The organism is Pseudomonas sp. GOM6, assembly GCF_029537485.1.
Lineage (GTDB): Bacteria > Pseudomonadota > Gammaproteobacteria > Pseudomonadales > Pseudomonadaceae > Aquipseudomonas.
Genome location: NZ_JARPUS010000003.1, coordinates 253,530 through 273,791 on the forward strand (window position 1 = coordinate 253,530; position 20,262 = coordinate 273,791).

A 20,262-nucleotide genomic window follows, 5' to 3' on the forward strand; every position below is an offset into this window, starting at 1 on the left:
GGGACCGAGGGAGCACCCTCATGCAGCCCTGCTGGGCCACCTTCTCCCGGGGAGAAGGCGTGAATGCGTTAAACCGCGACCAACCGGACGCTGGCACCTTCGCCGACGCTCAGGGCCTCGGCCGCTTCGGCACTGAGGGTCACCGGCTTGCCGGGCACCCAGTCGAGGTCGGCGATGATGGCGCGGAAATCCTGCAGCTGGCCGTTACTCACCAGGTACTGGCGGCCGCCCTTGGTAGGATCACCGATGCGCACCGGCACCACCCGGCTCTGGGCGATGGAACGGATACCGGACGTGCGCGCGTGCAGGGTCGGGCCACCGTCGAAGATGTCGATGTAGTGATCGGTCTCGAAGCCTTCGCGCATCAGGATGTCGAAGGTGATCTGCGCCCGTGGATGCACCTGGCCCATGGCTTCCTGGGCGCTGTCCGGCAGCAGCGGCACGTAGATCGGGTAATGCGGCATCAGCTCGGCGAGGAAGGTGCGGCTCTTCAGGCCGCACAGGCGCTCGGCCTCGGCGTAGTTCATGTCGAAGAAATTGCGCCCGACTGCATCCCAGAACGGCGAATCACCCTGCTCGTCGCTGTGGCCGACGATCTCCACCACCACCGCATCGGCGAAGCGCTCCGGCTGGCCGGCCATGAACAGCAGACGGCCGCGGGAATTGAGCTCGGCGTACGGGCTGTCGACCAGGTCGCGCTGCACGTAGAAGCTGGTCAGCAGGCTGTTGCCGGTCAGGTCATGGCACAGCGAGAGGACGTGAATCTTGTTGTGGATCTTCAGCTCGCGGGCGGCGTGCACGAAGGTCTCGTTGCGGAAGCTGTAGAAAGGCTCCGAGTAGCCCGCCGAGGCGACGATGGCCGAGCAGCCGACCAGCTTGCCGCTGGTGCTGTCTTCGAGGACGAAGAAGTAGCTCTCCTCGCCGTTGAAGCTGACCTCGGCGGCAAAGGAAGCCTCCGATGCCGCGATCTTGTCGCGCAGGCGATTGGCATCATCCGGCAGCGACGTCACGCCCACCGGGCTGTCCGCCGCCAGACGCTGCACTTCGGCAAGGTCGGACATTTGCGCGGGGCGCATCACCAGCATGACGTTACTCCTCTCCCGGAACCGCGCTCCGCACACCGGAGCGACCTCGAATAAAAGCCCCAGAGGGCTTGGGGACGCCCATCTGGAGAAAGACCGGAACCACTGTCCGATCACGCATGGAGCTGCTCATCCTGAGAATAGAGGCGGCGCGTCCTACGCCGCCCGGCAGGGCATCAGCCCTGAACGACCTTGGCCACGGCGCGCTCGAAGCGATCCAGGCCTTCACGGATGTCGGCATCCTCGACCACCAGGCTGGGGGCGAAGCGCACGGTATCCGGACCGGCCTGCAGCACCATCACGCCTTCGGCGGCGGCGGCATCCAGCACGACCTTGGCCTTGCCTTTCCAGGCATCGCTCAGGGCGCAACCCAGCAGCAGGCCGAGGCCACGAACCTCGCTGAACACGCCGTACTGTTCGCCGATGGCCTGCAGGCGCTGCTTGAACTGCGCATGCTTGGCCTTGACGCCGCTCAGCACTTCCGGGGTGTTGACCACATCCAGCACGGCTTCGGCGACGGCGCAGGCCAGCGGATTGCCGCCGTAGGTGGTGCCGTGGGTACCGACAGCCAGGTGCTTGGCCAGCTCAGTGGTGGTGAGCATGGCGCCGATGGGGAAACCACCGCCCAGGCTCTTGGCGCTGGACAGGATGTCCGGCGTCACACCGTAGTTCATGTAGGCGAACAGCTCGCCGGTACGGCCCATGCCGCTCTGCACTTCATCGAATACCAGCAGCGCGTTGTGCTCGTCGCACAGCTTACGGGCGCCTTCGAGATAGGCCTTGTCGGCCGGCAGCACACCACCCTCGCCCTGGATCGGCTCCAGCACCACGGCGCAGGTCTTGTCGGAAATGGCCGCTTTCAGCGCATCCAGATCGTTGTAGGGGATGTGGGTGATGCCCTGGATCTTCGGACCGAAGCCATCGGAGTACTTGGGCTGACCACCGACGCTGACGGTGAACAGGGTGCGACCATGGAAGCTGTTGAGGGCGGCGATGATCTCGCACTTCTCAGGGCCGAAACGGTCATGGGCGACGCGACGGGCCAGCTTGAAGGCGGCCTCGTTGGCCTCGGCGCCGGAGTTGCAGAAGAACACGCGCTCGGCAAAGGTGGCATTCACCAGCTTGTGGGCCAGACGCAGGGTCGGCTCGTTGGTGAACACGTTGGAAACGTGCCACAGGGTGTTGGCCTGCTCGGTCAGCGCCTTGACCAACGCCGGATGGCAATGGCCCAGCGAGTTGACCGCGATGCCGCCGGCGAAATCGATCAGCTCGCGACCGCTCTGATCCCACACTCGGGAACCCTGGCCACGCACCGGAATGAAGGCGGCGGGAGAGTAGTTGGGAACCAGATACTGGTCGAAATCGGCGCGTTGCACCGGATCGTGCTGAACGGACATCGAAGCTTTCTCCTGAATAAGGAACACCGCACTCATGGCAGGTGATGGAAGGATTGTAGGGGCTGACCGGGGGACCGCATTGCCGCCATGCGACAACTTCTTACAGCGGCAACCCGCGAATTTCCTGGGCTTTCGGCAATGCGACAGAAAGCTCCGGAATTGCGCAGTTTAAACGCTGCACGGGTAATTCTCCCCACTGCGGTCGCGACTTTATTCGCCAGTGATTGCAGCGCCGATAACAGCTCATCCGCCAGAGCCAAGTACGGCCGAGGCGGTAGGGAACAGGCTGCGCGACCCGCGACGCAGATAAAGAGAGGGGCGGATAACGCTTTGCGCGTTACCCGCCCTCGAACAGAGCGGCTTTAAGGCTCAGTGCACGACTCGACCTTCATCCCACACGCCTCACGCGGGAGAGAGAAAACAACGCATCACTGCTGTTGTTGCTGCGTCTGCATCAATGCCGCCACATTCACCCGCGCATGCATTTGCTCGCCACCACCACCCCGGCGCATCCCCCGCACCGGGCAGGCATCCAGGTAATCGAGGCCCACCGCCAATTTCAGATGCCGCTCCGGCCGCACCAACTGGTTGGTTACATCAAAACTGTACCAGGCATCCCCCAGCCAGGCCTCAGCCCAGGCATGGCTGGCCAGGTGGCCACTGTCCTCGGTGTACAGGTAGCCCGACACATAACGCGACGGCACCCCCAGGCTGCGCGCGCAGGCCAGGAAGGCATGGGTATGGTCCTGGCACACCCCGGCGCGGCCGGCGAAGGCTTCGGCGGCGGTACTTTCCACCTGGGTCGCCCCCGGTGTGTAGGGCATCTGCTCATGCAGGCCATACATCAGCGCAGCCAGCCCGTCACGATCGCGACGTCCGGCGCTACTGGTTTCGGCGAAAGCCCGCAAGGCATCGTCGGGCTGAGTCAGGCGCGTGAAGCGCAGGTACGGCAGGGGTGAGCGAGTGTCGCGCTCGGACTCGCAGTGCTCGTCGATCTCCACCTGGCCGCGGGCGCCGATCACCAACGCCTCGTGGGGCTCGTCCAGGGTCAGCACATGCAGGATATTGCCGTAGGGGTCGCGCTGCGCGCGCACCGGCCGCGGCAGGTCGAGCTGCCAGCTGATCACCCGCTGACGTGCGCTCTCCTGTGGGGTCAGGCGCAGGTACTGAATGCTGGCGCGCACCTGATCGTCGTAGTTGTAGGTGGTGTCGTGGCGGATCGAGAGTCTCATACGACCTCCAGGTAGGACGTGTGGATGGCGCTGCCCAACTGCCGAACGAGCAGGATGAAATCGGTAAGCCAGGTATGCAGGCCCTCGTCGAGCACCTCCTCGACACTGGTGTAGCGCAGGCGCGCATCCAGCTCGGCGGCCAGGCGCTGGGCCGGGCGACCGCTCTCGCCGGGCAAGCCGGAGAGCATCAGGTTCAGCTCCTCCATGCAGGCACGCAGCGAGCGCGGCACGTCGGGGCGCAGCAGCAGCAGTTCGGCGATCTTGTGGGTACGTGGCGAGCCGCGATAGATCTCGGTAAAGGCCTCGAACGAGGACAGCGCCCGCAGCAGCGCACTCCACTCGTAGTAGCCACGGGCCGAGGTGTCGCTGACCTCGTCGGCGGCCTCGCCGAGCATCTCGTAGCGCGCATCGAGCAGGCGCAGGGTGTTGTCGGCGCGCTCGATGAAGGTGCCCAGGCGGATGAAACGGTAGGCCTCGCCGCGCATGATGGTGCCAAAGGTGGCGCCACGGAACAGGTGCGAACGCTCCTTGACCCACTCGCAGAAGCGGCTGATGCCGTAGCGCCCCAGGCCTTCGGCGGCGATGCCGCGCATCTCCAGCCAGGTGGCGTTGATGTTCTCCCACATGTCGGCGGTGATTCGTCCGCGCACGGCGTGGGCGTTGGCCCGCGCGGCCTGCAGGCAGCAATAGATGCTCGCCGGGTTCTCCGCATCGAGGGCGAAGAAATGCAGCATGCGCTCGGCGTGCAGCTGGCCATGGCGGGTCAGGTATTCGTCCAGGGTGCCGGTGATCAGCAGAGGCAGGGCCAGTTCGTCGAGGCCATCGCCTCGGCCGTCGTGCGGCATCAGCGACAGTGAGTAGCTGACGTCGAGCATGCGCGCGAGGTTCTCGGCGCGTTCCAGATAACGCGACATCCAGTACAGATCGGAGGCAGTTCTCGAAAGCATGGCGATATTCCTTAGTCCTCGACCACCCAGGTGTCCTTGGTGCCGCCGCCTTGCGACGAGTTGACCACCAGCGAGCCCTCGCGCAGCGCCACGCGGGTCAGGCCGCCCGGCACCAGGCGGGTTTCGCGACCGGAAAGGACGAACGGACGCAGGTCGATATGCCGAGGCGCGATGCCGTTCTCGACGAAGGTCGGGCAGGTCGACAGGCTCAGGGTGGGCTGGGCGATATAGGCCTCGGGGCGGGCCTTGAGGCGGGCGCGGAAAGCCTCGATCTCGGCCTTGCTGGCGGCCGGACCGACCAGCATGCCGTAGCCACCGGAGCCCTGGGTTTCCTTGACCACCAGCTCGGGCAGGTTGGCCAGCACGTGGGACAGCTCCTCGGGCTTGCGGCACTGCCAGGTGGGCACGTTCTTGAGGATCGGCTCTTCGTCGAGGTAGAAGCGGATCATGTCGCCGACATAGGGGTAGATCGACTTGTCATCGGCCACCCCGGTGCCGACCGCGTTGGCCAGCACCACGTTGCCACTGCGGTAGGCCGCCAGCAGGCCGGGCACGCCGAGCATGGAGTCGGGATTGAAGGCCAGCGGGTCGAGGAAGGCATCGTCCAGGCGGCGGTAAATCACATCCACCGGCTGCGGGCCGGCGGTGGTGCGCATGTACACCTTGTCGTCACGCACGAACAGGTCGGCGCCCTCCACCAGCTCCACTCCCATTTCGCGGGCGAGGAAGGCGTGCTCGAAGTAGGCGCTGTTGAAGCGCCCCGGTGTCAGCACCACCACGCTGGGGTTGTCGATCGGACTGGAGCTTTTCAGGGTATCGAGCAGCAGGCTCGGGTAATGGTCGATGGGCGCCACACGCTGCATGGCAAACAGCTCGGGAAACAGCCGCATCATCATCTTGCGGTCTTCCAGCATATAGCTGACGCCGCTGGGCGTACGCAGGTTGTCTTCCAGCACATAGAACGTACCGTCGCCGTCGCGCACCAGATCGACCCCGGCGATGTGCGCGTAGATGTCGCGGTGCAGGTCGAGGCCCTGCATGGCCAGTTGGTAGCCTTCGTTGGCCAGCACCTGTTCGGCCGGAATGATGCCGGCCTTGAGGATGCGTTGGTCGTGGTAGAGGTCGGCGAGGAACATGTTCAGCGCCTGCACCCGCTGGATGCAGCCGGCCTCGACGATGCGCCATTCGCTGGCGGGGATACTGCGGGGGATGGTGTCGAAGGGGATCAGGCGCTCGGTGCCCTGCTCGTCCCCGTAGAGGGTGAAGGTGATGCCGGCCCGGTGGAACAGCAGATCGGCTTCACGACGACGCTGTGCCTGCAGCTCGGCCGGCGTATCCGCCAGCCAGCGGGCAAACTCCCGATAGTGCGAGCGGACTTCACCGCTCGCGTCATTCATCTCATCAAAAAAAGTGCGGGGCATGCCGTGCTCCTTGTCACCCGGACAAGACAGCCATCGCAAGGGCCGTGCCACGAAAATTAATTCTTATATTTCAATTAGTTAAATAAATTCAGAAAACACACCGCACCAACTTGGAGCAATTTGCCAGGCACCAGAATGGGTCGCGCCCCAGTGCGTGGCGACGCCTCTATGAGCGGTATAGGCAGCTTCGATTTCACGTCGCAAGGTCGCTTGGGCAGACTGCGCCGCACCGAAGCAGTGGCTCATCAGGCCCGTTGTTTCGTAGGTCGGCTACCCCTTTGGCCGGTCGCTCCTACTGGCCGCCCGACTTCGGGCGGCTTTTTTATGCCGAGTGGAAAGCCGGCGTGGTCTGTCACTGCGCTGTAGAAGGGACTGGACGGGATTCAGGCCGTGCAAAAGCCTCGCGACCCAGGCGGAGTGCCCCCTAGCACCTCCTACAAAAGGCGCCGGGCCCAGACGACGAGCAGGTGATTCTCATGGGAGCGGCCTTCAGCCGCGATGCAGACGCGTCGAGCCCTTATCGCGGCTAAAGCCGCTCCCACTAGAGGTGGGGCTAGACCGCGCAGGCTATCGCGGGCTCGCCAAAGGCCAGGTTGAGCCAGTGCCGGTAAAGCCCCTCTGCCACTCGGTTGAGGGCAGCGACCCGGCTGGGCAGGTCAGCCAGCATCTGGTTCAGACCCTGTTGGCTGGCCTGGGTCTCGTCGAGCAGATGCGACCAGTCGCGCAGCCAGCTTTCCACCACCTCGGCGGTGACCTCGGGATGGCCTTGCAGAGCCAGCACCTTGTCACCCCAGGAAAAGCCTTGGTTCGGGCACCATGGGCTGGACAGCAGCCACTGGGCGCCGTCCGGCAAGGCAAAGGTGTCGCCGTGCCACTGGAACACCGGGAACTCACGTGGCAGGTGGGCCAACCAGGGGCTGGGACTGTGCATGTCGCGCCTTACCAGCGGCTGCCAGCCGGCCTCGGTATAAGGCATGCGGTGCACGCTGGCACCCAGGGCGCGGGCAATCAGCTGGCCGCCCAGGCAGTGACCGATGATGGGGATGTCACGCTGGATGAAGTGCCGAATAGCGGCAACTTCTGCCTCTATCCAAGGCAATGGGTCGTTGACGCTCATCGGCCCGCCCATGATCGCCACCGCCCGCGGGCGATCCAGGTCATAGCCTTCAAGCTCGCCAAGGTCGGCGCGCAATACCGTGAAATCCAGCCGCTGAGCCTCAAGCACGGTGGCGAGGTGGCCCGGAGGACAATAATCGACGTGGGTCAGAATCAGAATGTCGGTCATGACTACTCTCCGTTGTCCGCTTGCCAAGGCAAGGCCCGTGCCGAAACACGAAGTACCTGATCTGGCGGACTTATTTTTTCGAGCAGGCTAACCGAGGTAGGTACGCGCAGCCAAGACTAACGCGCCAGCTACCGATTGGCCGTGGCGGCGTGCCTTCTTTATAGGGCCATGCCCCACTGGATCACGCCAAAAGCGCCAGCGTACAAACCAAAAAGCCGATGCAGATGCATCGGCTTTTTTGGCAGAGCGCGCGGGCTTATTCGGCCTTGGCTTTCTCGGCGGCGTCCTTGATCAGGGTCTGCAACTCACCCTTCTCGAACATCTCGGTAAGGATGTCGCTACCGCCGACCAGCTCACCAGCCACCCACAGCTGCGGGAAAGTCGGCCAGTTGGCGTACTTGGGCAGGTTGGCGCGGATTTCCGGGTTCTGCAGGATGTCCACGTAGGCGAACTTCTCACCACAGGCCATCACCACTTGGGCGGCGCGGGAGGAAAAGCCGCACTGCGGAGCATTCGGCGAGCCCTTCATGTACAGCAGGATGGTGTTGTTGGCGATTTGCTCTTTGATGGTATCGATAATATCCACGACTCACCTCATCTGGACTTTTCCCCGGTCTGAGCCGGGCGCGGTGGCGGCGATTGTAACCGAAAAACCCAGCAGAAGGCTCGGGGATAGACGGCAGGTCTCTTGCCTGAGACGCGGACGAGAGTCTGCTTGCCAGTCAGGCACTAGACTGTCAGGGAATGGTGCGGGTGAGGGCAATCCGGTGAAGTGGCTGAAGCAAGTGGCGAGTCTGCTCTGCCTGGTGTGTGCTGCACAGCATGCTCAGGCAGAGACGTTTGAGGTGGGGTTCTATGACTACCCGCCGATGATGATCGAAGACGGCAAACGCGGCATTTATCAGGACATCCTCGATGAGCTGGCCAAGCTCACCGGCGACACCTTCAACGTGCAGTACTACCCCTACCCTCGCATCAGCCTGCTGTTCAACGAAGGCCAGCTCGACATCGAACCTGGGGTCTATCCCGGCTGGGTCAAGCACCAGGCAAAGCCAGGCATCTTCTCGGTGCCGTTCGGCAAGGTGGTGGATGTGCTGGTCTTCGCGCCGAACAAGGCATTTCCGGTCAAGCAGCCCGAAGACCTGCGCGGCAAATCGCTGGGCATGGTACGCGGCTACGCCTACCCCGAACTGCTGCCACTGATCAGTTCGGGGCAGCTCGACCGGCGCAACGCACTCAACGAGCAGCAGCTGCTTAGCATGCTGAGCAAGTCGCGCTTCGACCAGATTCTGATCAACAAGGCCGTGGCCCAGTACAACCTGCTAATGATCCCGCAATACCGTCAGTTGAAAATCGGCGACGTGGTCAGCTCCTACGATGTCAGCATGCGCGTGCACCCCAGGCACGCTGCCTGGCTGGACAGGCTGGATGCCGCCATCGTGCAACTCAAGCAACAAGGCACCATCGACAAGATCTATGCCCGCTATGGCGTACATCTCTAGGCCGCCTCGACCCGTACCGGCACGCCATTAAGCGCGGCATTGCCGGACACCGCATCGAGCTGACGCTCGTCGGTCAGGTCATTGGCACTGGCGCCGGGCTGGGCGCTGGCAATCCCCATCTGCACACCCGGACGAGCATGGCCCCAGCCGTGCGGCAGGCTGACCACGCCGGGCATCATCTCGTCGCTGGCCACCGCCTCAACCTCGATCATCCCGACCCGCGACTGCACCCGCACACGCTGGCCATCGGCCAGGCCGCGTCCGGCCATATCGTCCGGATGCATCAACAGCTGATGACGCGGCTTGCCCTTCACCAGACGCTGGTAGTTGTGCATCCAGGAGTTGTTGCTGCGCACATGACGGCGACCGATCAACACCAGTTCGTCCGCGGCCGGCTGTGGCTCGGCGGCAAAACGGGCCAAATCGGCGACCAGTAGCTGGGGCGCAGCCTCGATGGCCTTGGACTCGGTCTTCAACCGCGCCGCCAGGTTCGGCCTGAGCGGGCCCAGGTCGATGCCGTGCGGAGCCTCATTGAGCACGGCCAGGCTGAGCTTGTGCTCGGACTGGTCGCCGTAGGGACCGGCGCGCAGGCCCATGTCGATCATCTGCGCCGGCGGCATGGTCGACTTGAGTTCGGTGCCATTCTTCGCAGCGAACGCCTTGGCCAGGCCGACGAAGATCTCCCAGTCGTGCAGCGCCCCCTCGGGCTTGGCCAGCACCGGCTGGTTGAAGCGGGTGACGTTGCGCACGGCAAACACATTGAAGGTGGTGTCGTAGTGATCGTGCTCCAGCGGTGCAGTGGGCGGCAGGATCAGGTCGGCGTGGCGGGTGGTCTCGTTGATATAGAGATCGACCGAGACCATGAACTCCAGCCCATCAAGCGCCTGCTCCAGCTGGCGGCCGTTGGGTGTGGACAACACCGGGTTGCCGGCCACGCTGATCAGCGCCTTGATCTGCCCTTCGCCGGGTGTGAGCATTTCCTCGGCCAGGGCCGCCACCGGCAGCTCGCCGCCGTACTCCGGCAAGCCGGACACACGGCTCTGCCAGACGTTGAAGTGGCCGCCGGAGGTGTTCGCCACCAGGTCCACGGCCGGGCTGGTGCACAGCGTGCCGCCGACCCGGTCGAGGTTGCCGGTCACCAGGTTGATCAACTGGATCAGCCAGTGGCACAGGCTGCCGTAGGCCTGGGTGGAGACGCCCATGCGCCCGTAGCACACCGCCGATTCGGCGCCGGCAAAGTCACGGGCCAGCTGGCGGATCTCAACCGCCGCAACGCCGCAACGCGCGGCCATGCTTTCGGCGGTAAAGGGTGCAATGGCTTGCTTGACCTGCTCCAGGCCATTGACCGGCAGCGGGCTCTCCCGCGTCAGCCCCTCTTCGAACAGAGTGTTGAGCAGCCCCAGCAGCAGCGCCGCGTCGTTGCCCGGACGCACAAACAGATGCTGGTCGGCCATGGCCGCCGTCTCGCTGCGCCGCGGGTCGACCACCACCAGCTTGCCGCCACGCGCCTTGAGCGCCTTCAGGCGCTTTTCCACGTCCGGCACGGTCATGATGCTGCCGTTGGAGGCCAGCGGGTTGCCACCGAGAATCAGCATGAACTGGGTGTGATCGATGTCCGGAATCGGCAGCAGCAAGCCATGGCCATACATCAGGTAGCTGGTCAGGTGGTGCGGCAACTGGTCCACCGAGGTGGCGGAGAAACGGTTGCGCGTCTTCAGCTGGCCAAGGAAGTAGTTGCTGTGGGTCATCAGCCCGTAGTTATGCACGCTGGGGTTGCCCTGGTACACGGCCACGGCATTCTTGCCATGCGCGGCCTGGATCGCGCTCAGGCGCTCGGCAACCAGCTCAAACGCCTCGTCCCAGTCGATCGCTTGCCACTGGCCGTCGACCTTGCGCACGGGCTGGCGCAGGCGGTCCGGGTCGTTCTGAATGTCCTGCAGGGCCACTGCCTTGGGGCAGATATGGCCACGGCTGAAACTGTCCTGGGCATCGCCCTTGATCGACAGGATCTGGCGGCTGCCGTCCTCATGGTCCTGGGTTTCGATGGTCAGGCCGCAGATGGCCTCACACAGGTGACAGGCACGGTGATGGAGGGTCTTGGTCATGGCCTAGCCTCTTTGTTCTTGTCCGAGACGACCGGTCGGGTCGTGATGGCAAGACTATGGAGGCTGGAGGGAGGGTTGGCCAGGGGCCTTCATTTCATGAATCGGCGGGCATCATGCCCGCCGATTCAGACGCAAAGCAAAGCAATCACATGGCGCACCGCGAGGCACGCCCCGGAAGGCTTAGCGAATTGCGGTAACGGTGCCTTTGTTGCCGGTCACTTTGACGTTGACGGCTTTGTACACCACATAATCCTGCACGCTGACTTCATAGCGCGGCGCGACGATCAGGTCGGCACCGGAGGTTTTCACCGCTTTGAAGGCTGCTGCGGATTTGGCGGCTGCTACCGGGTCCAGGCCCAGAGCGAAACCGCCTTCGCCACCACCATAGGTCACGCCGTCGGCGAACTGGGTATCACCACCCAGCTTGAACATACCGAACAGGATGTTCACCGAAGACTCGCCACTGATGGACTCGCCCACTTTCACGTCTGCTTTCAGGTTGGTTTCGACTTCACCGTTCAGCGGAGCGCTCGGCTGGCTGTAGTTCTGGCTGGCACAGCCAGTCAGCAGGGCCAGAGCGGAAAAAGCGGCGGCATAGGCTACGTGTTTCATGCAAGACTCCTTTGCATAGAAGATCCATAACGCCCCATTGCGGGGCATCGGGGGTGCCTTTCAAGGCGGGGCGCATGGTAGGAGCGCCGCTCTGGGACGGGCAAGCCAGCGTTGCACTTTTGTGACAGCGACCACAGCCTGGACAATTTCCCCTGAAACCTTTCGTCGCAGCCCAGGTCCGGGAGCAATTTGCTCCGCCGCGTCGTTTCCTTATAAGATCGCGCCCTTCCCCTTTGTCGCACCCGCGCGGCTCCAGCCGTTGTGTGGGCTGCTTTTTCCCGGAAAAACCGGGCCGCGACAGCTGTTGAATTAAAGGTAGTGAATGATGAGCGCCAGACACTTTCTCTCGTTGATGGACTGCAGCCCCCAGGAACTGGGCGGGCTGATCCGTCGAGCCATCGAGCTGAAAGACCTGCGCCGCCGTGGTGTGCTGTTCGAGCCGCTGAAGAACCGCGTGCTGGGCATGATCTTCGAGAAAGCCTCGACCCGTACCCGCCTGTCCTTCGAAGCCGGCATGATCCAGCTCGGCGGCCAGGCCATCTTCCTCTCGCCTCGCGACACCCAGCTGGGCCGTGGCGAGCCGATCGGCGACACCGCCATCGTCATGTCCAGCATGCTCGATGCGGTGATGATCCGTACCTTCGCCCACAGCACCCTCACCGACTTTGCCGCCAACTCCAGCGTGCCGGTGATCAACGGCCTGTCCGACGACCTGCACCCCTGCCAGCTGCTGGCCGACATGCAGACCTATCAGGAAGCGCGCGGCAGCATTGCCGGCAAGACCGTGGCCTGGATCGGCGACGGCAACAACATGTGCAACTCCTACCTGGAAGCCGCCGTACAGTTCGACTTCCAGCTGCGCATCGCGTGCCCCGAAGGCTACGAGCCCAAGGCCGAGTTCCTCGCCGCCGCCGGTGATCGCGCCAAGATCGTGCGCGACCCGAAAGAAGCCGTCGCCGGCGCCCATCTGGTCAGCACCGACGTGTGGACCTCCATGGGCCAGGAAGAAGAGAACGCCAAGCGCCTGGCCGTGTTCGCCCCTTACCAGGTCAGCCGTGCCCTGCTCGATGCGGCGGCCGAAGATGTGATTTTCCTGCACTGCCTGCCGGCCCACCGGGGCGAGGAAATCAGCCAGGACCTGCTCGACGACCCGCGCTCGCTGGCCTGGCAGCAGGCCGAAAACCGCCTGCATGCGCAGAAGGCCCTGCTGGAAATGCTGGTCGAGCCGGCCTATCACGCATGAGCCAGGTGCTGCTGTCGCTGCGTGAGCTGGCGTGCGGCTACCAGCAACATCGCGTGGTGCAGACGCTCAACCTGCATTTGAACGCCGGTGACATCGGCTGCCTGCTCGGCCCCTCCGGCTGTGGCAAGACCACCACCCTGCGCGCCATCGCCGGTTTCGAGCCAGTGCTGGAAGGCGAGATCGAACTGGGCGGCGAAGTCATCTCCCGCGCTGGCTTCACCCTGGCCCCGGAGAAGCGCCGCATCGGCATGGTGTTCCAGGACTACGCGCTGTTCCCCCACCTCAACGTGGCCGACAACGTGGCCTTCGGCATTCGCAAGCATCCCCAACGCGAACAGATCACCGCCGAGCTGCTGGAGTTGGTCAAGCTGACCCATTTGGGCCAGCGTTTCCCCCACGAGCTGTCCGGGGGCCAGCAGCAACGCGTGGCCCTGGCCCGTGCCCTGGCACCGCAACCGCAACTGCTACTGCTCGACGAGCCCTTCTCCAACCTCGATGGCGAACTGCGTCGGCGACTCAGCCATGAGGTGCGCGACATTCTCAAGGCCCGTGGCACCAGCGCCATCCTGGTCACCCACGACCAGGAAGAAGCCTTCGCCGTCAGCGACCATGTCGGCGTATTCCACGAGGGCCGCCTGCAGCAGTGGGACACACCCTTCAACCTGTACCACGAGCCACTGACGCCCTTCGTCGCCAGCTTCGTCGGCCAGGGCTATTTCATTCGCGGCCAGTTGCTCAGCCCGGACACGGTGCAGACCGAGCTGGGCGTGATCCGCGGCAACCGCGCCTACACCTGGGCGCCGGGCAGCTCGGTGGACGTGCTGCTGCGCCCGGACGACATCATCCCGGCGCCAGACAGCGAGCTACGCGCGCAGATCGTCGGCAAGACCTTCCTCGGCGCCGCCACCCTGTACCGCCTGCAACTGCCTACCGGCAGCCAGCTGGAAGCCCTGTTCCCCAGCCACGCCGACCATCTGCCGGGGCAGCAGGTCGGCATCCGCATCGCCGCCGACCACCTGGTGGTCTTCCCCGCCCCGGGCAGCGTGGCCGCGCAGGTCAACCTGGGTGACTCGGGCGTGCGCCGCTACAGCAGCAACTGACCCTGCGCGCGAACACGGCCAACCTCAGATAAACAGCTTACCGCTGGCCACCAGCACCGCCTGGCCGGCAATCTTCACCCGCTCACCTTCCAACCGGCAGTGCAGTTCGCCACCACGCGCCGAACACTGGCAGGCACTCAACTCGGTCTTGCCCAGACGCTCGGCCCAGTAGGGCGTGAGGATGCAATGGGCGGAGCCGGTTACCGGGTCTTCGTCGATGCCCAGACCTGGGGCGAAGTAGCGCGAGACGAAGTCATGTCCCTCTCCGCGCGCGGTGACGATCACGCCCAACCCCGGCAGCTTCGCCAGCTCCTTCAGATCCGGCGCACAGGCGCGCACCGCCTGCTCGGACTCCAGTTCGGCCAACAGCTCCTTGCCGACCCGCACGCTCAGCACCCGCTGTCCGAGAATCTGTGCGACCTCCTCGGCCAGCTCGGCCGGCTGCAGATACTGCGCGGGAAAATCCAGCACCAGCCGCTCCCCCTCACGGCTCACGGCCAAGGGGCCGGACTGGCAGGTGAAGTCCAAGCGCTCGCCGGCCTCGCCATACACCGCGAACAGCACGTGGGCGCTGGCCAGAGTCGCGTGGCCGCACAGTGGCACCTCGCAGGTCGGGGTGAACCAGCGGATGTGCCAGGCTGCCCCCTCACGCACGACGAACGCCGTCTCGGCCAGGTTGTGCTCGGCGGCAATGCGCTGCATCAAAGCGTCATCGAGCCAGGCATCGAGGCGATAGACCATGGCCGGATTACCAGCGAACGGGCGGGCGCTGAAGGCGTCCACCTGATGAAAGTCGAGCTGCATGAGAGGCTCCTGCCAAACGGTGATCGGGCGCTCAGCATGCCCGCAACACCGTCAGCACACCCGGTACAGTCGTGCAGCAAGGCAGCACTACAGCTGCACTGTATCAAGGCGCAGCGAGCTAGCTCGGTGCAGCGCTAAATCGCGAAAGGTTCTTAAACCTTCACTAATTCTTAACAAATCAGTCACTTGAGAATTCTGGCACGCCGCCTGCTATGGCAGGCCCCGGTCAGCACAACGGCGTGTCTGCCACTCAACCGACAACGACGTCACGAAAGCCACCGCTCTCGTTCAGAAGAGCCCGGCATCGTGGCGTTTTTTTTTGCGTTTTTGGAGACCACCATGCACATGACCAAACTGTCCCTGCTGTCGTTCGCCGTGACCTGCGCCACCTTCAGCCACGCCGCCAGCGCAGCCGAGGATTTCAGCAACCTGTTCACTCAGGGCAAGGTCAACCTCGACGCCCGCTACCGCTTCGAGAACGTCGACCAGGAAAACGCCCTGCGCGACGCCCATGCCCAGACCCTGCGCACCCGTATCGGCCTGCAGAGCGGCAAGTGGTACGGCCTCTCGGCCCTGATCGAGGCCGACAACGTCAGCCGCATTGGCGATGCCGCCTACAACAGCACGCGCAACGGCCAGGGCAACTACGCCGTGGTCGCCGACCCGGACGGCAGCGAGATCAACCAGGCCCTGCTGCGCTACGACCACCAGTACGGCAGCGCAGTGCTCGGCCGCCAGCGCATCAACCTGGACAACCAGCGCTTCGTCGGCGGCGTGGCCTGGCGGCAGAACGAGCAGACCTACGACGGCGCCATGGCCCAGCTCAAGCCTGTCGACGGTCTGACCCTGAGCTACGCCTACATCGACCAGGTCAACACCATCTTCGGCCCGGAAAACGGCCGCTACGACAACCGCACCAACCCGGCCAACATCGACGGCCACAGCCACCTGATCAACGCCCAGTACATCTTCGCCCCCGAGTTGACCGCCACCGCCTACAGCTACCTGCTGGGCCTGGACAACCTGGCCATCGCCCCCACCGCCCCCGAAGGTACGCTGTCCAGCCAGACCAACGGCCTGCGCCTGAACGGCAACCTCTCCGGCCTCAGCTACGTGCTGGAATACGCCCGCCAGAGCGACTACGACAGCAACCCGCAGGAATTGAGCAGCGACTACCTCCTGCTCGAACTGGGCTACACGATCAAGGGCATCCAGTTGAAGGCCGGCCACGAGGTGTTGGGCGGCGACAGCGGCCCGGGCAATCGCGCCTTCCAGACGCCATTGGCCACCAAACACGCCTTCCAGGGCTGGGCCGACGTGTTCCTCACCACCCCGGCCGACGGCATCGAAGACCTCTATTTCGGCGCCACCGCCCCGCTGCTGGGCGGCACCCTGCAGGCCTGGTACCACGACTTTTCTACCGAGCAGGGCAGCGACGACTACGGCAGCGAGATCGACCTGTCCTACGCCCACCCGATTCCCGGGGTGAAGGGCCTGGTCGGCCTGGTCAAGTACGCCAGCTACAACTCGGAAGACGAGCCCCGCACCGTCGACACCGACAAGTTCTGGCTGCAGCTGCAATACAGCTACTAAACCGCGACACCCCGACGGTAGCGCGACCTCGGGCCGCGCTGCTGCCCTCACCTTTACCGGCGCGCGGCAAGCCCGTGCGTCCCTGGAGCTCCCATGTTGAGTCGGATGATTTTTCTCCTGGGCTTGACCCTCACCCTGCTCTGCTCGCCCGCCACGGCCGCCATCGGCGATGCCGAGGCGATGAACCTGTCCGGCATGCAACGCATGCTGAGCCAGCGCATCGCCAAGAGTTACCTGATGATCGGCGCGCAGGTGCGCAGCGAACAGGCCATCGAACAGCTGGACCAGAGCGTGGCGCGCTTCGAGAGCAACTTCCTGGCGCTGAACGAATACGCTCCCGCCGGGGAAATCAGCGCCGCCCTCGGCCAGGTCGAGCAGACCTGGCAGACCTACCGCGAACTGGCCCTGTCCCGTCCCGAACGGCAGCAGGCCGTGCGCCTGCTGCAGCTCAGCGACCAGCTCCTGGCGCAGAGCGAAGCGGTGGTGCGTCTGATCGAAGCCCACACCGGCAGCGCCGACGCGCGCCTGGTCAACCGCAGTGGGCGCCAGCGCATGCTCAGCCAGCGCATCGCCAAGCTGTATCTGGCGCTGAGCTGGGGGCTGCCCGCCGAGGGCCTGGAGCAGCAGCTGCAACTAGCCACCGAGGAGTTCGAGACAGCCCAGCAGGAACTGCTGGCCGCCGAGCAGAACACCCCGCAGATCGCCGCGGCCCTGAAGAAGGTCGACGCCCAGTGGCGCTTCGCCCGCGCCGGCTTCAATCTGTCGGCCGATGCCCACTATGTGCCCACGGTGATCGCCACCACCACCGAGACCCTGCTCAAGCAAATGAACGAGCTGACCAGCGCCTATGAGCAGGTGATGCGGCAAAAGACCTGAAACCCTGATAGCACCAGGTTGCAGGTTAGGTTGGAAACAGCCGTCGCCCGACGCCTCAGTGCTTCTCCACGCCATAGGCCTGTAACAGCGCCTGCAGACGACCGCTGGCGCGGTAGCGCAGCAGGCCCTGTTCGAGCAGTTCGACATGCCGAGAACTGGCTTTCAGCGCCGGAGAGAAGGCCAGGTAGATCGGCACATCCGGTTCACGACAGCCCGCCTCGCGCAACTCGCCGCTGCGACCCAGCTCAGCCAGGCGGGCCTGCACCACCCAGCTGTTCTCGATCATGGCGTCGATACGCCGGAGACCGAGCTTGCTCAGGTTGATGTCGAGCGCCTTGTCGCCAGCCGCCACCTGCACCTGGTCGACATGACGGTGGTGCGCCGCCACATAGGCATTGATCTCTACGCCATAGCTGTAGTCGTTGATGACACCCAGGCGCACACGGGCCAGCGAGTCCAGCCCGTCGTAACGCCAGCTGGAATCGGGCAGCGTGTAGAAGCAGTTGCGCGACATCGCCACGGGTGTTTCCGTGAACAGGAAGTCCGGAGCATCGCCTATGCCGGCGCCGATCGCGGCGTTGATCTCGCCACGGCGCACCTCCTGCAGCACCCGCGCCCAATTGCGCATTTCGTAGCGCACCTCGATGCCAGCCTCGGCAAAGATGTCCCGCGCCAGCTCGACGAAGATGCCCGGCCGCTCACTCCCCGGCTCGCAGTTGATCGGGCACCAGCGATCGGCCGCGATCACCAGTGTTTCACCCCGCACCCAGCCGCTCAGGGCCAGGCAGGCCAGCAGGGTCAGGGCTTTGGCGGGGCGAAGCAGGCGACAGCGCAACTGCATGCGGCGATCTCGAATCAGTAATCGCCGCAGTTGTACCACTCTCAAGCTTCGCTGCGCACCCTCTGCACGGCATCCAGCCAGCCGGCATAGAGCTTGGCACGATGCTCGTCAGCCATGCGTGGCACGAATCGCTGCTGGCGATGCCAGTGACTAGCGATCTCCTCCAGGCTGGCATACAGCCCCGCTTGCAAGCCGGCCAGGTAAGCCACGCCGAGGGCGGTGGTTTCCGTGACTACCGGACGCTCCACCGCCACACCGAGGATATCGGCCAGGAACTGCATGACCCAGTTGTTCACCACCATGCCGCCATCGACACGCAGTGCGCTGGGCTCGGCGGCACCGTCCTGGCGCATGGCTTCGAGCAGATCGCGGGTCTGGTAGCACACCGACTGCAGGCCGGCGGTGACGATTTCCTTGATCCCGGTATCGCGGGTCAGGCCGAAAATCGCGCCACGCGCCTTGGGGTCCCAATACGGCGCGCCGAGACCGGTGAAGGCCGGCACCAGATAGACGCCGCAGGCATCGCCGGTCTGCTCGGCGAGCAACTCGGTGTCGCGGGCGTCGCTGATCAGCTTGATGCCGTCACGTAGCCACTGCACGGCGGCGCCGGCGACGAAGATGCTGCCTTCTACCGCGTAGGTGACCTTGCCGTCCAGGCGGTAGCCGACCGTGGTGAGCAGACGGTTCTGCGACACCACCGGGGTGGCGCCGGTGTTCTGGATCATGAAACAACCGGTGCCATAGGTGCTCTTGACCATGCCCTCCTGGAAGCAAGCCTGGCCAATCAGCGCGGCCTGCTGGTCGCCGGCCATGCCCAGCACCGGGATGCTGGCGCCAAGCAGCCCAGGCTCGGTGACGCCGAACTCGGCAGCGCAATCCAGCACCTCAGGCAACAGGCTGCGCGGAATCTCGAATAGCGCCAGCAGTTCGTCGTCCCACTGCTGTTCATGGATGTTGAACATCAGGGTGCGCGAGGCGTTGCTGGCATCGGTACGGTGCGCCTTGCCCCCGGTCAGGCGCCACAGCAGGAAACTGTCGACGGTGCCGAAACGCAGCTCGCCGCGCTCGGCCCGCTCACGCGCGCCGGGCACGTTGTCGAGGGTCCAGCGCAGTTTGGTCGCGGAGAAATAGGGGTCGATCAGCAGGCCGGTCTTCTCCGAAACTTTCGCCTCATGCCCGCTCGCCTTGAGGCCGGCGCAGTAGTCGGCGGTGCGCCGATCCTGCCAGACGATGGCCGGATGGATCGGTGCCCCCGTGGTGGCATCCCAGACAATGGTGGTCTCGCGCTGATTGGTGATACCGATGGCCAGTACGTCCTCGGCCTTCAGGCCCTTGCTGGCCAGCGCCTCACGGCACACCGCCAGGGTGGTCAGCCAGATTTCCTCGGCGTCGTGCTCGACCCAGCCATCCTTGGGGAAATACTGCTTGAACTCGCGCTGGGCGCTGGCCAGCGGCAGGCCCTGAGCACTAAAGATGATGGCGCGGGAGCTGGTGGTGCCCTGGTCAATGGCAAGCAGGTATTGGGACATGTGGCTTCCTTATTGTTATGCCGTGTAGTGAAGGACGGAGCGAGTTCCAGACGGAAAGCATGTGCGAGCAGCACTCACCGTCAGAGCATCACTCCCGGCCGATGGCCGCGAAGCGGCCCTGGGTGTGCTCGGCCAGCACCTCGGCCGCCAGCTCCACCTCCAGACCACGCCGCCCGGCGCTGACGTGGATGGTCGGGTACTGCCGGGCACTCTCATCGATGAAGGTACGCAGGCGTTTCTTCTGCCCCAGCGGGCTGATGCCGCCGACCAGGTAGCCGGTGCTGCGCTGGGCCTGCTGCGGGTCGGCCATGTCGGCCTTCTTCGCGCCAGCGGCGTGGGCCAGGGCCTTGAGATCGAGCGAGCCAGCCACCGGCACCACGGCCACCAGCAACTCACCTTTTTCGGTGGCAGCCAGTAGTGTCTTGAATACCCGCGCCGGGTCCAGGCCCAGCTTTTCCGCTGCCTCCAGGCCATAGGAGGCGGACTTCGGGTCATGGTGGTAGCTGAGCACCTTGTGCTCGGCCTTGGCTTTTTTCAGCAGATCGATGGCGGGAGTCATGTTCGAATGTGAAAATCAGCTGACGAAGTGGCGTACCTTAACGGAAAAAGCGGCCAGGAGCAGTTCTTACTGTCACACCGCAGCGGCCCGTAGGCAGCCAGCCAGGTATAAAAGGCGCGCCGCAACAGCATCTC

At 64.5% G+C, this 20,262-nt stretch carries 18 protein-coding genes; 5 read left to right on the forward strand and 13 right to left on the reverse strand.

What is annotated here, in order from left to right; genetic code table 11:
- Positions 1 to 68 precede the first annotated feature (68 nt).
- The 7 genes from aruF to grxD all read right to left on the reverse strand — a co-directional run bounded on the left by aruF (position 69) and on the right by grxD (position 7,950).
- Positions 69 to 1,085, reverse strand: coding sequence for an arginine/ornithine succinyltransferase subunit alpha (aruF, locus tag P7A97_RS05795; RefSeq protein ID WP_277688986.1), 1,017 nt, complete (start codon positions 1,083 to 1,085; stop codon positions 69 to 71).
- Positions 1,086 to 1,258: 173 nt separating this feature from the next.
- Positions 1,259 to 2,479: an aspartate aminotransferase family protein gene (locus P7A97_RS05800; protein ID WP_277688987.1), complete on the reverse strand. Its 1,221-nt coding sequence runs from the start codon at positions 2,477 to 2,479 to the stop codon at positions 1,259 to 1,261.
- A 428-nt stretch (positions 2,480 to 2,907) separates the two neighbouring features.
- Positions 2,908 to 3,711, reverse strand: coding sequence for a transglutaminase family protein (locus P7A97_RS05805; protein WP_277688988.1), 804 nt, complete (start codon positions 3,709 to 3,711; stop codon positions 2,908 to 2,910).
- Positions 3,708 to 4,658: an alpha-E domain-containing protein gene (locus tag P7A97_RS05810; protein ID WP_277688989.1), complete on the reverse strand. Its 951-nt coding sequence runs from the start codon at positions 4,656 to 4,658 to the stop codon at positions 3,708 to 3,710. Before P7A97_RS05810 ends, P7A97_RS05805 begins: the two co-directional genes overlap by 4 nt.
- A gap of 11 nt (positions 4,659 to 4,669) precedes the next feature.
- The gene (locus tag P7A97_RS05815; RefSeq protein ID WP_277688990.1) at positions 4,670 to 6,079 is read right to left on the reverse strand and encodes a circularly permuted type 2 ATP-grasp protein; all 1,410 of its coding nucleotides are present in this window, start codon (positions 6,077 to 6,079) and stop codon (positions 4,670 to 4,672) included.
- 553 nt (positions 6,080 to 6,632) lie between these two features.
- Positions 6,633 to 7,364, reverse strand: coding sequence for a type 1 glutamine amidotransferase (locus P7A97_RS05820; protein WP_277688991.1), 732 nt, complete (start codon positions 7,362 to 7,364; stop codon positions 6,633 to 6,635).
- A gap of 256 nt (positions 7,365 to 7,620) precedes the next feature.
- Positions 7,621 to 7,950, reverse strand: a complete 330-nt coding sequence (gene grxD / locus P7A97_RS05825) for a Grx4 family monothiol glutaredoxin (RefSeq protein WP_277688992.1) — start codon at positions 7,948 to 7,950, stop codon at positions 7,621 to 7,623.
- A gap of 181 nt (positions 7,951 to 8,131) precedes the next feature.
- Here grxD and P7A97_RS05830 point away from each other — a divergent pair, with 181 nt between their 5' ends.
- Positions 8,132 to 8,866, forward strand: a complete 735-nt coding sequence (locus tag P7A97_RS05830; protein WP_277688993.1) for a transporter substrate-binding domain-containing protein — start codon at positions 8,132 to 8,134, stop codon at positions 8,864 to 8,866.
- Here the strand turns inward: P7A97_RS05830 and P7A97_RS05835 are convergent.
- Together P7A97_RS05835 and P7A97_RS05840 are read right to left on the reverse strand one after the other, a co-directional pair.
- Positions 8,863 to 10,971 carry a molybdopterin oxidoreductase family protein gene (locus P7A97_RS05835; RefSeq protein WP_277688994.1) on the reverse strand — a complete coding sequence of 703 codons (2,109 nt, stop codon included), beginning with the start codon at positions 10,969 to 10,971 and terminating at the stop codon, positions 8,863 to 8,865. The genes P7A97_RS05830 and P7A97_RS05835 overlap by 4 nt on opposite strands.
- A gap of 180 nt (positions 10,972 to 11,151) precedes the next feature.
- Complete coding sequence (locus tag P7A97_RS05840; protein ID WP_277688995.1) at positions 11,152 to 11,583, reverse strand: hypothetical protein; 432 nt, start codon at positions 11,581 to 11,583, stop codon at positions 11,152 to 11,154.
- Between the two features lie 325 nt (positions 11,584 to 11,908).
- Here P7A97_RS05840 and argF point away from each other — a divergent pair, with 325 nt between their 5' ends.
- Positions 11,909 to 12,826: an ornithine carbamoyltransferase gene (argF, locus tag P7A97_RS05845; protein ID WP_277688996.1), complete on the forward strand. Its 918-nt coding sequence runs from the start codon at positions 11,909 to 11,911 to the stop codon at positions 12,824 to 12,826.
- Entirely contained in the window at positions 12,823 to 13,926 is a 1,104-nt protein-coding gene (locus P7A97_RS05850; RefSeq protein WP_277688997.1) for an ABC transporter ATP-binding protein, read from the forward strand. The genes argF and P7A97_RS05850 overlap by 4 nt, the downstream gene beginning before the upstream one ends.
- Before the next feature lie 24 nt (positions 13,927 to 13,950).
- Here the strand turns inward: P7A97_RS05850 and P7A97_RS05855 are convergent, their stop codons facing one another.
- Positions 13,951 to 14,730 carry a PhzF family phenazine biosynthesis protein gene (locus P7A97_RS05855; protein ID WP_277688998.1) on the reverse strand — a complete coding sequence of 260 codons (780 nt, stop codon included), beginning with the start codon at positions 14,728 to 14,730 and terminating at the stop codon, positions 13,951 to 13,953.
- A 339-nt stretch (positions 14,731 to 15,069) separates the two neighbouring features.
- On the opposite strand from P7A97_RS05855, the gene P7A97_RS05860 reads away from it, so the two are divergent.
- Together P7A97_RS05860 and P7A97_RS05865 are read left to right on the forward strand one after the other, a co-directional pair.
- The gene (locus tag P7A97_RS05860) at positions 15,070 to 16,323 is read left to right on the forward strand and encodes a hypothetical protein (protein WP_277688999.1); all 1,254 of its coding nucleotides are present in this window, start codon (positions 15,070 to 15,072) and stop codon (positions 16,321 to 16,323) included.
- Positions 16,324 to 16,416: 93 nt separating this feature from the next.
- Positions 16,417 to 17,199 carry a type IV pili methyl-accepting chemotaxis transducer N-terminal domain-containing protein gene (locus P7A97_RS05865; protein WP_277689000.1) on the forward strand — a complete coding sequence of 261 codons (783 nt, stop codon included), beginning with the start codon at positions 16,417 to 16,419 and terminating at the stop codon, positions 17,197 to 17,199.
- Between the two features lie 55 nt (positions 17,200 to 17,254).
- Here the strand turns inward: P7A97_RS05865 and P7A97_RS05870 are convergent, their stop codons facing one another.
- From P7A97_RS05870 to ybaK, 3 genes are all read right to left on the reverse strand, one after another.
- Entirely contained in the window at positions 17,255 to 18,040 is a 786-nt protein-coding gene (locus P7A97_RS05870; RefSeq protein WP_277689001.1) for a transporter substrate-binding domain-containing protein, read from the reverse strand.
- 41 nt (positions 18,041 to 18,081) lie between these two features.
- Positions 18,082 to 19,569, reverse strand: coding sequence for a glycerol kinase GlpK (glpK, locus tag P7A97_RS05875; RefSeq protein ID WP_277689002.1), 1,488 nt, complete (start codon positions 19,567 to 19,569; stop codon positions 18,082 to 18,084).
- Positions 19,570 to 19,657: 88 nt separating this feature from the next.
- Positions 19,658 to 20,128, reverse strand: a complete 471-nt coding sequence (ybaK, locus tag P7A97_RS05880; RefSeq protein WP_277689003.1) for a Cys-tRNA(Pro) deacylase — start codon at positions 20,126 to 20,128, stop codon at positions 19,658 to 19,660.
- Between the last annotated feature and the right edge of the window lie 134 nt (positions 20,129 to 20,262).

Excerpts from the sequence above, each read along its gene's own strand:
- P7A97_RS05850 (WP_277688997.1), top strand. The coding sequence starts at position 12,823 with ATGAGCCAGGTGCTGCTGTCGCTGCGTGAGCTGGCGTGCGGCTACCAG.
- ybaK (WP_277689003.1), bottom strand. The coding sequence starts at position 20,128 with ATGACTCCCGCCATCGATCTGCTGAAAAAAGCCAAGGCCGAGCACAAG.
- P7A97_RS05800 (WP_277688987.1), bottom strand. The coding sequence starts at position 2,479 with ATGTCCGTTCAGCACGATCCGGTGCAACGCGCCGATTTCGACCAGTAT.
- glpK (WP_277689002.1), bottom strand. The coding sequence starts at position 19,569 with ATGTCCCAATACCTGCTTGCCATTGACCAGGGCACCACCAGCTCCCGC.
- argF (WP_277688996.1), top strand. The coding sequence starts at position 11,909 with ATGAGCGCCAGACACTTTCTCTCGTTGATGGACTGCAGCCCCCAGGAA.
- P7A97_RS05820 (WP_277688991.1), bottom strand. The coding sequence starts at position 7,364 with ATGACCGACATTCTGATTCTGACCCACGTCGATTATTGTCCTCCGGGC.
- aruF (WP_277688986.1), bottom strand. The coding sequence starts at position 1,085 with ATGCTGGTGATGCGCCCCGCGCAAATGTCCGACCTTGCCGAAGTGCAG.
- P7A97_RS05860 (WP_277688999.1), top strand. The coding sequence starts at position 15,070 with ATGCACATGACCAAACTGTCCCTGCTGTCGTTCGCCGTGACCTGCGCC.
- P7A97_RS05805 (WP_277688988.1), bottom strand. The coding sequence starts at position 3,711 with ATGAGACTCTCGATCCGCCACGACACCACCTACAACTACGACGATCAG.
- P7A97_RS05815 (WP_277688990.1), bottom strand. The coding sequence starts at position 6,079 with ATGCCCCGCACTTTTTTTGATGAGATGAATGACGCGAGCGGTGAAGTC.
- P7A97_RS05840 (WP_277688995.1), bottom strand. The coding sequence starts at position 11,583 with ATGAAACACGTAGCCTATGCCGCCGCTTTTTCCGCTCTGGCCCTGCTG.
- P7A97_RS05835 (WP_277688994.1), bottom strand. The coding sequence starts at position 10,971 with ATGACCAAGACCCTCCATCACCGTGCCTGTCACCTGTGTGAGGCCATC.
- P7A97_RS05855 (WP_277688998.1), bottom strand. The coding sequence starts at position 14,730 with ATGCAGCTCGACTTTCATCAGGTGGACGCCTTCAGCGCCCGCCCGTTC.
- P7A97_RS05865 (WP_277689000.1), top strand. The coding sequence starts at position 16,417 with ATGTTGAGTCGGATGATTTTTCTCCTGGGCTTGACCCTCACCCTGCTC.
- P7A97_RS05870 (WP_277689001.1), bottom strand. The coding sequence starts at position 18,040 with ATGCAGTTGCGCTGTCGCCTGCTTCGCCCCGCCAAAGCCCTGACCCTG.
- P7A97_RS05810 (WP_277688989.1), bottom strand. The coding sequence starts at position 4,658 with ATGCTTTCGAGAACTGCCTCCGATCTGTACTGGATGTCGCGTTATCTG.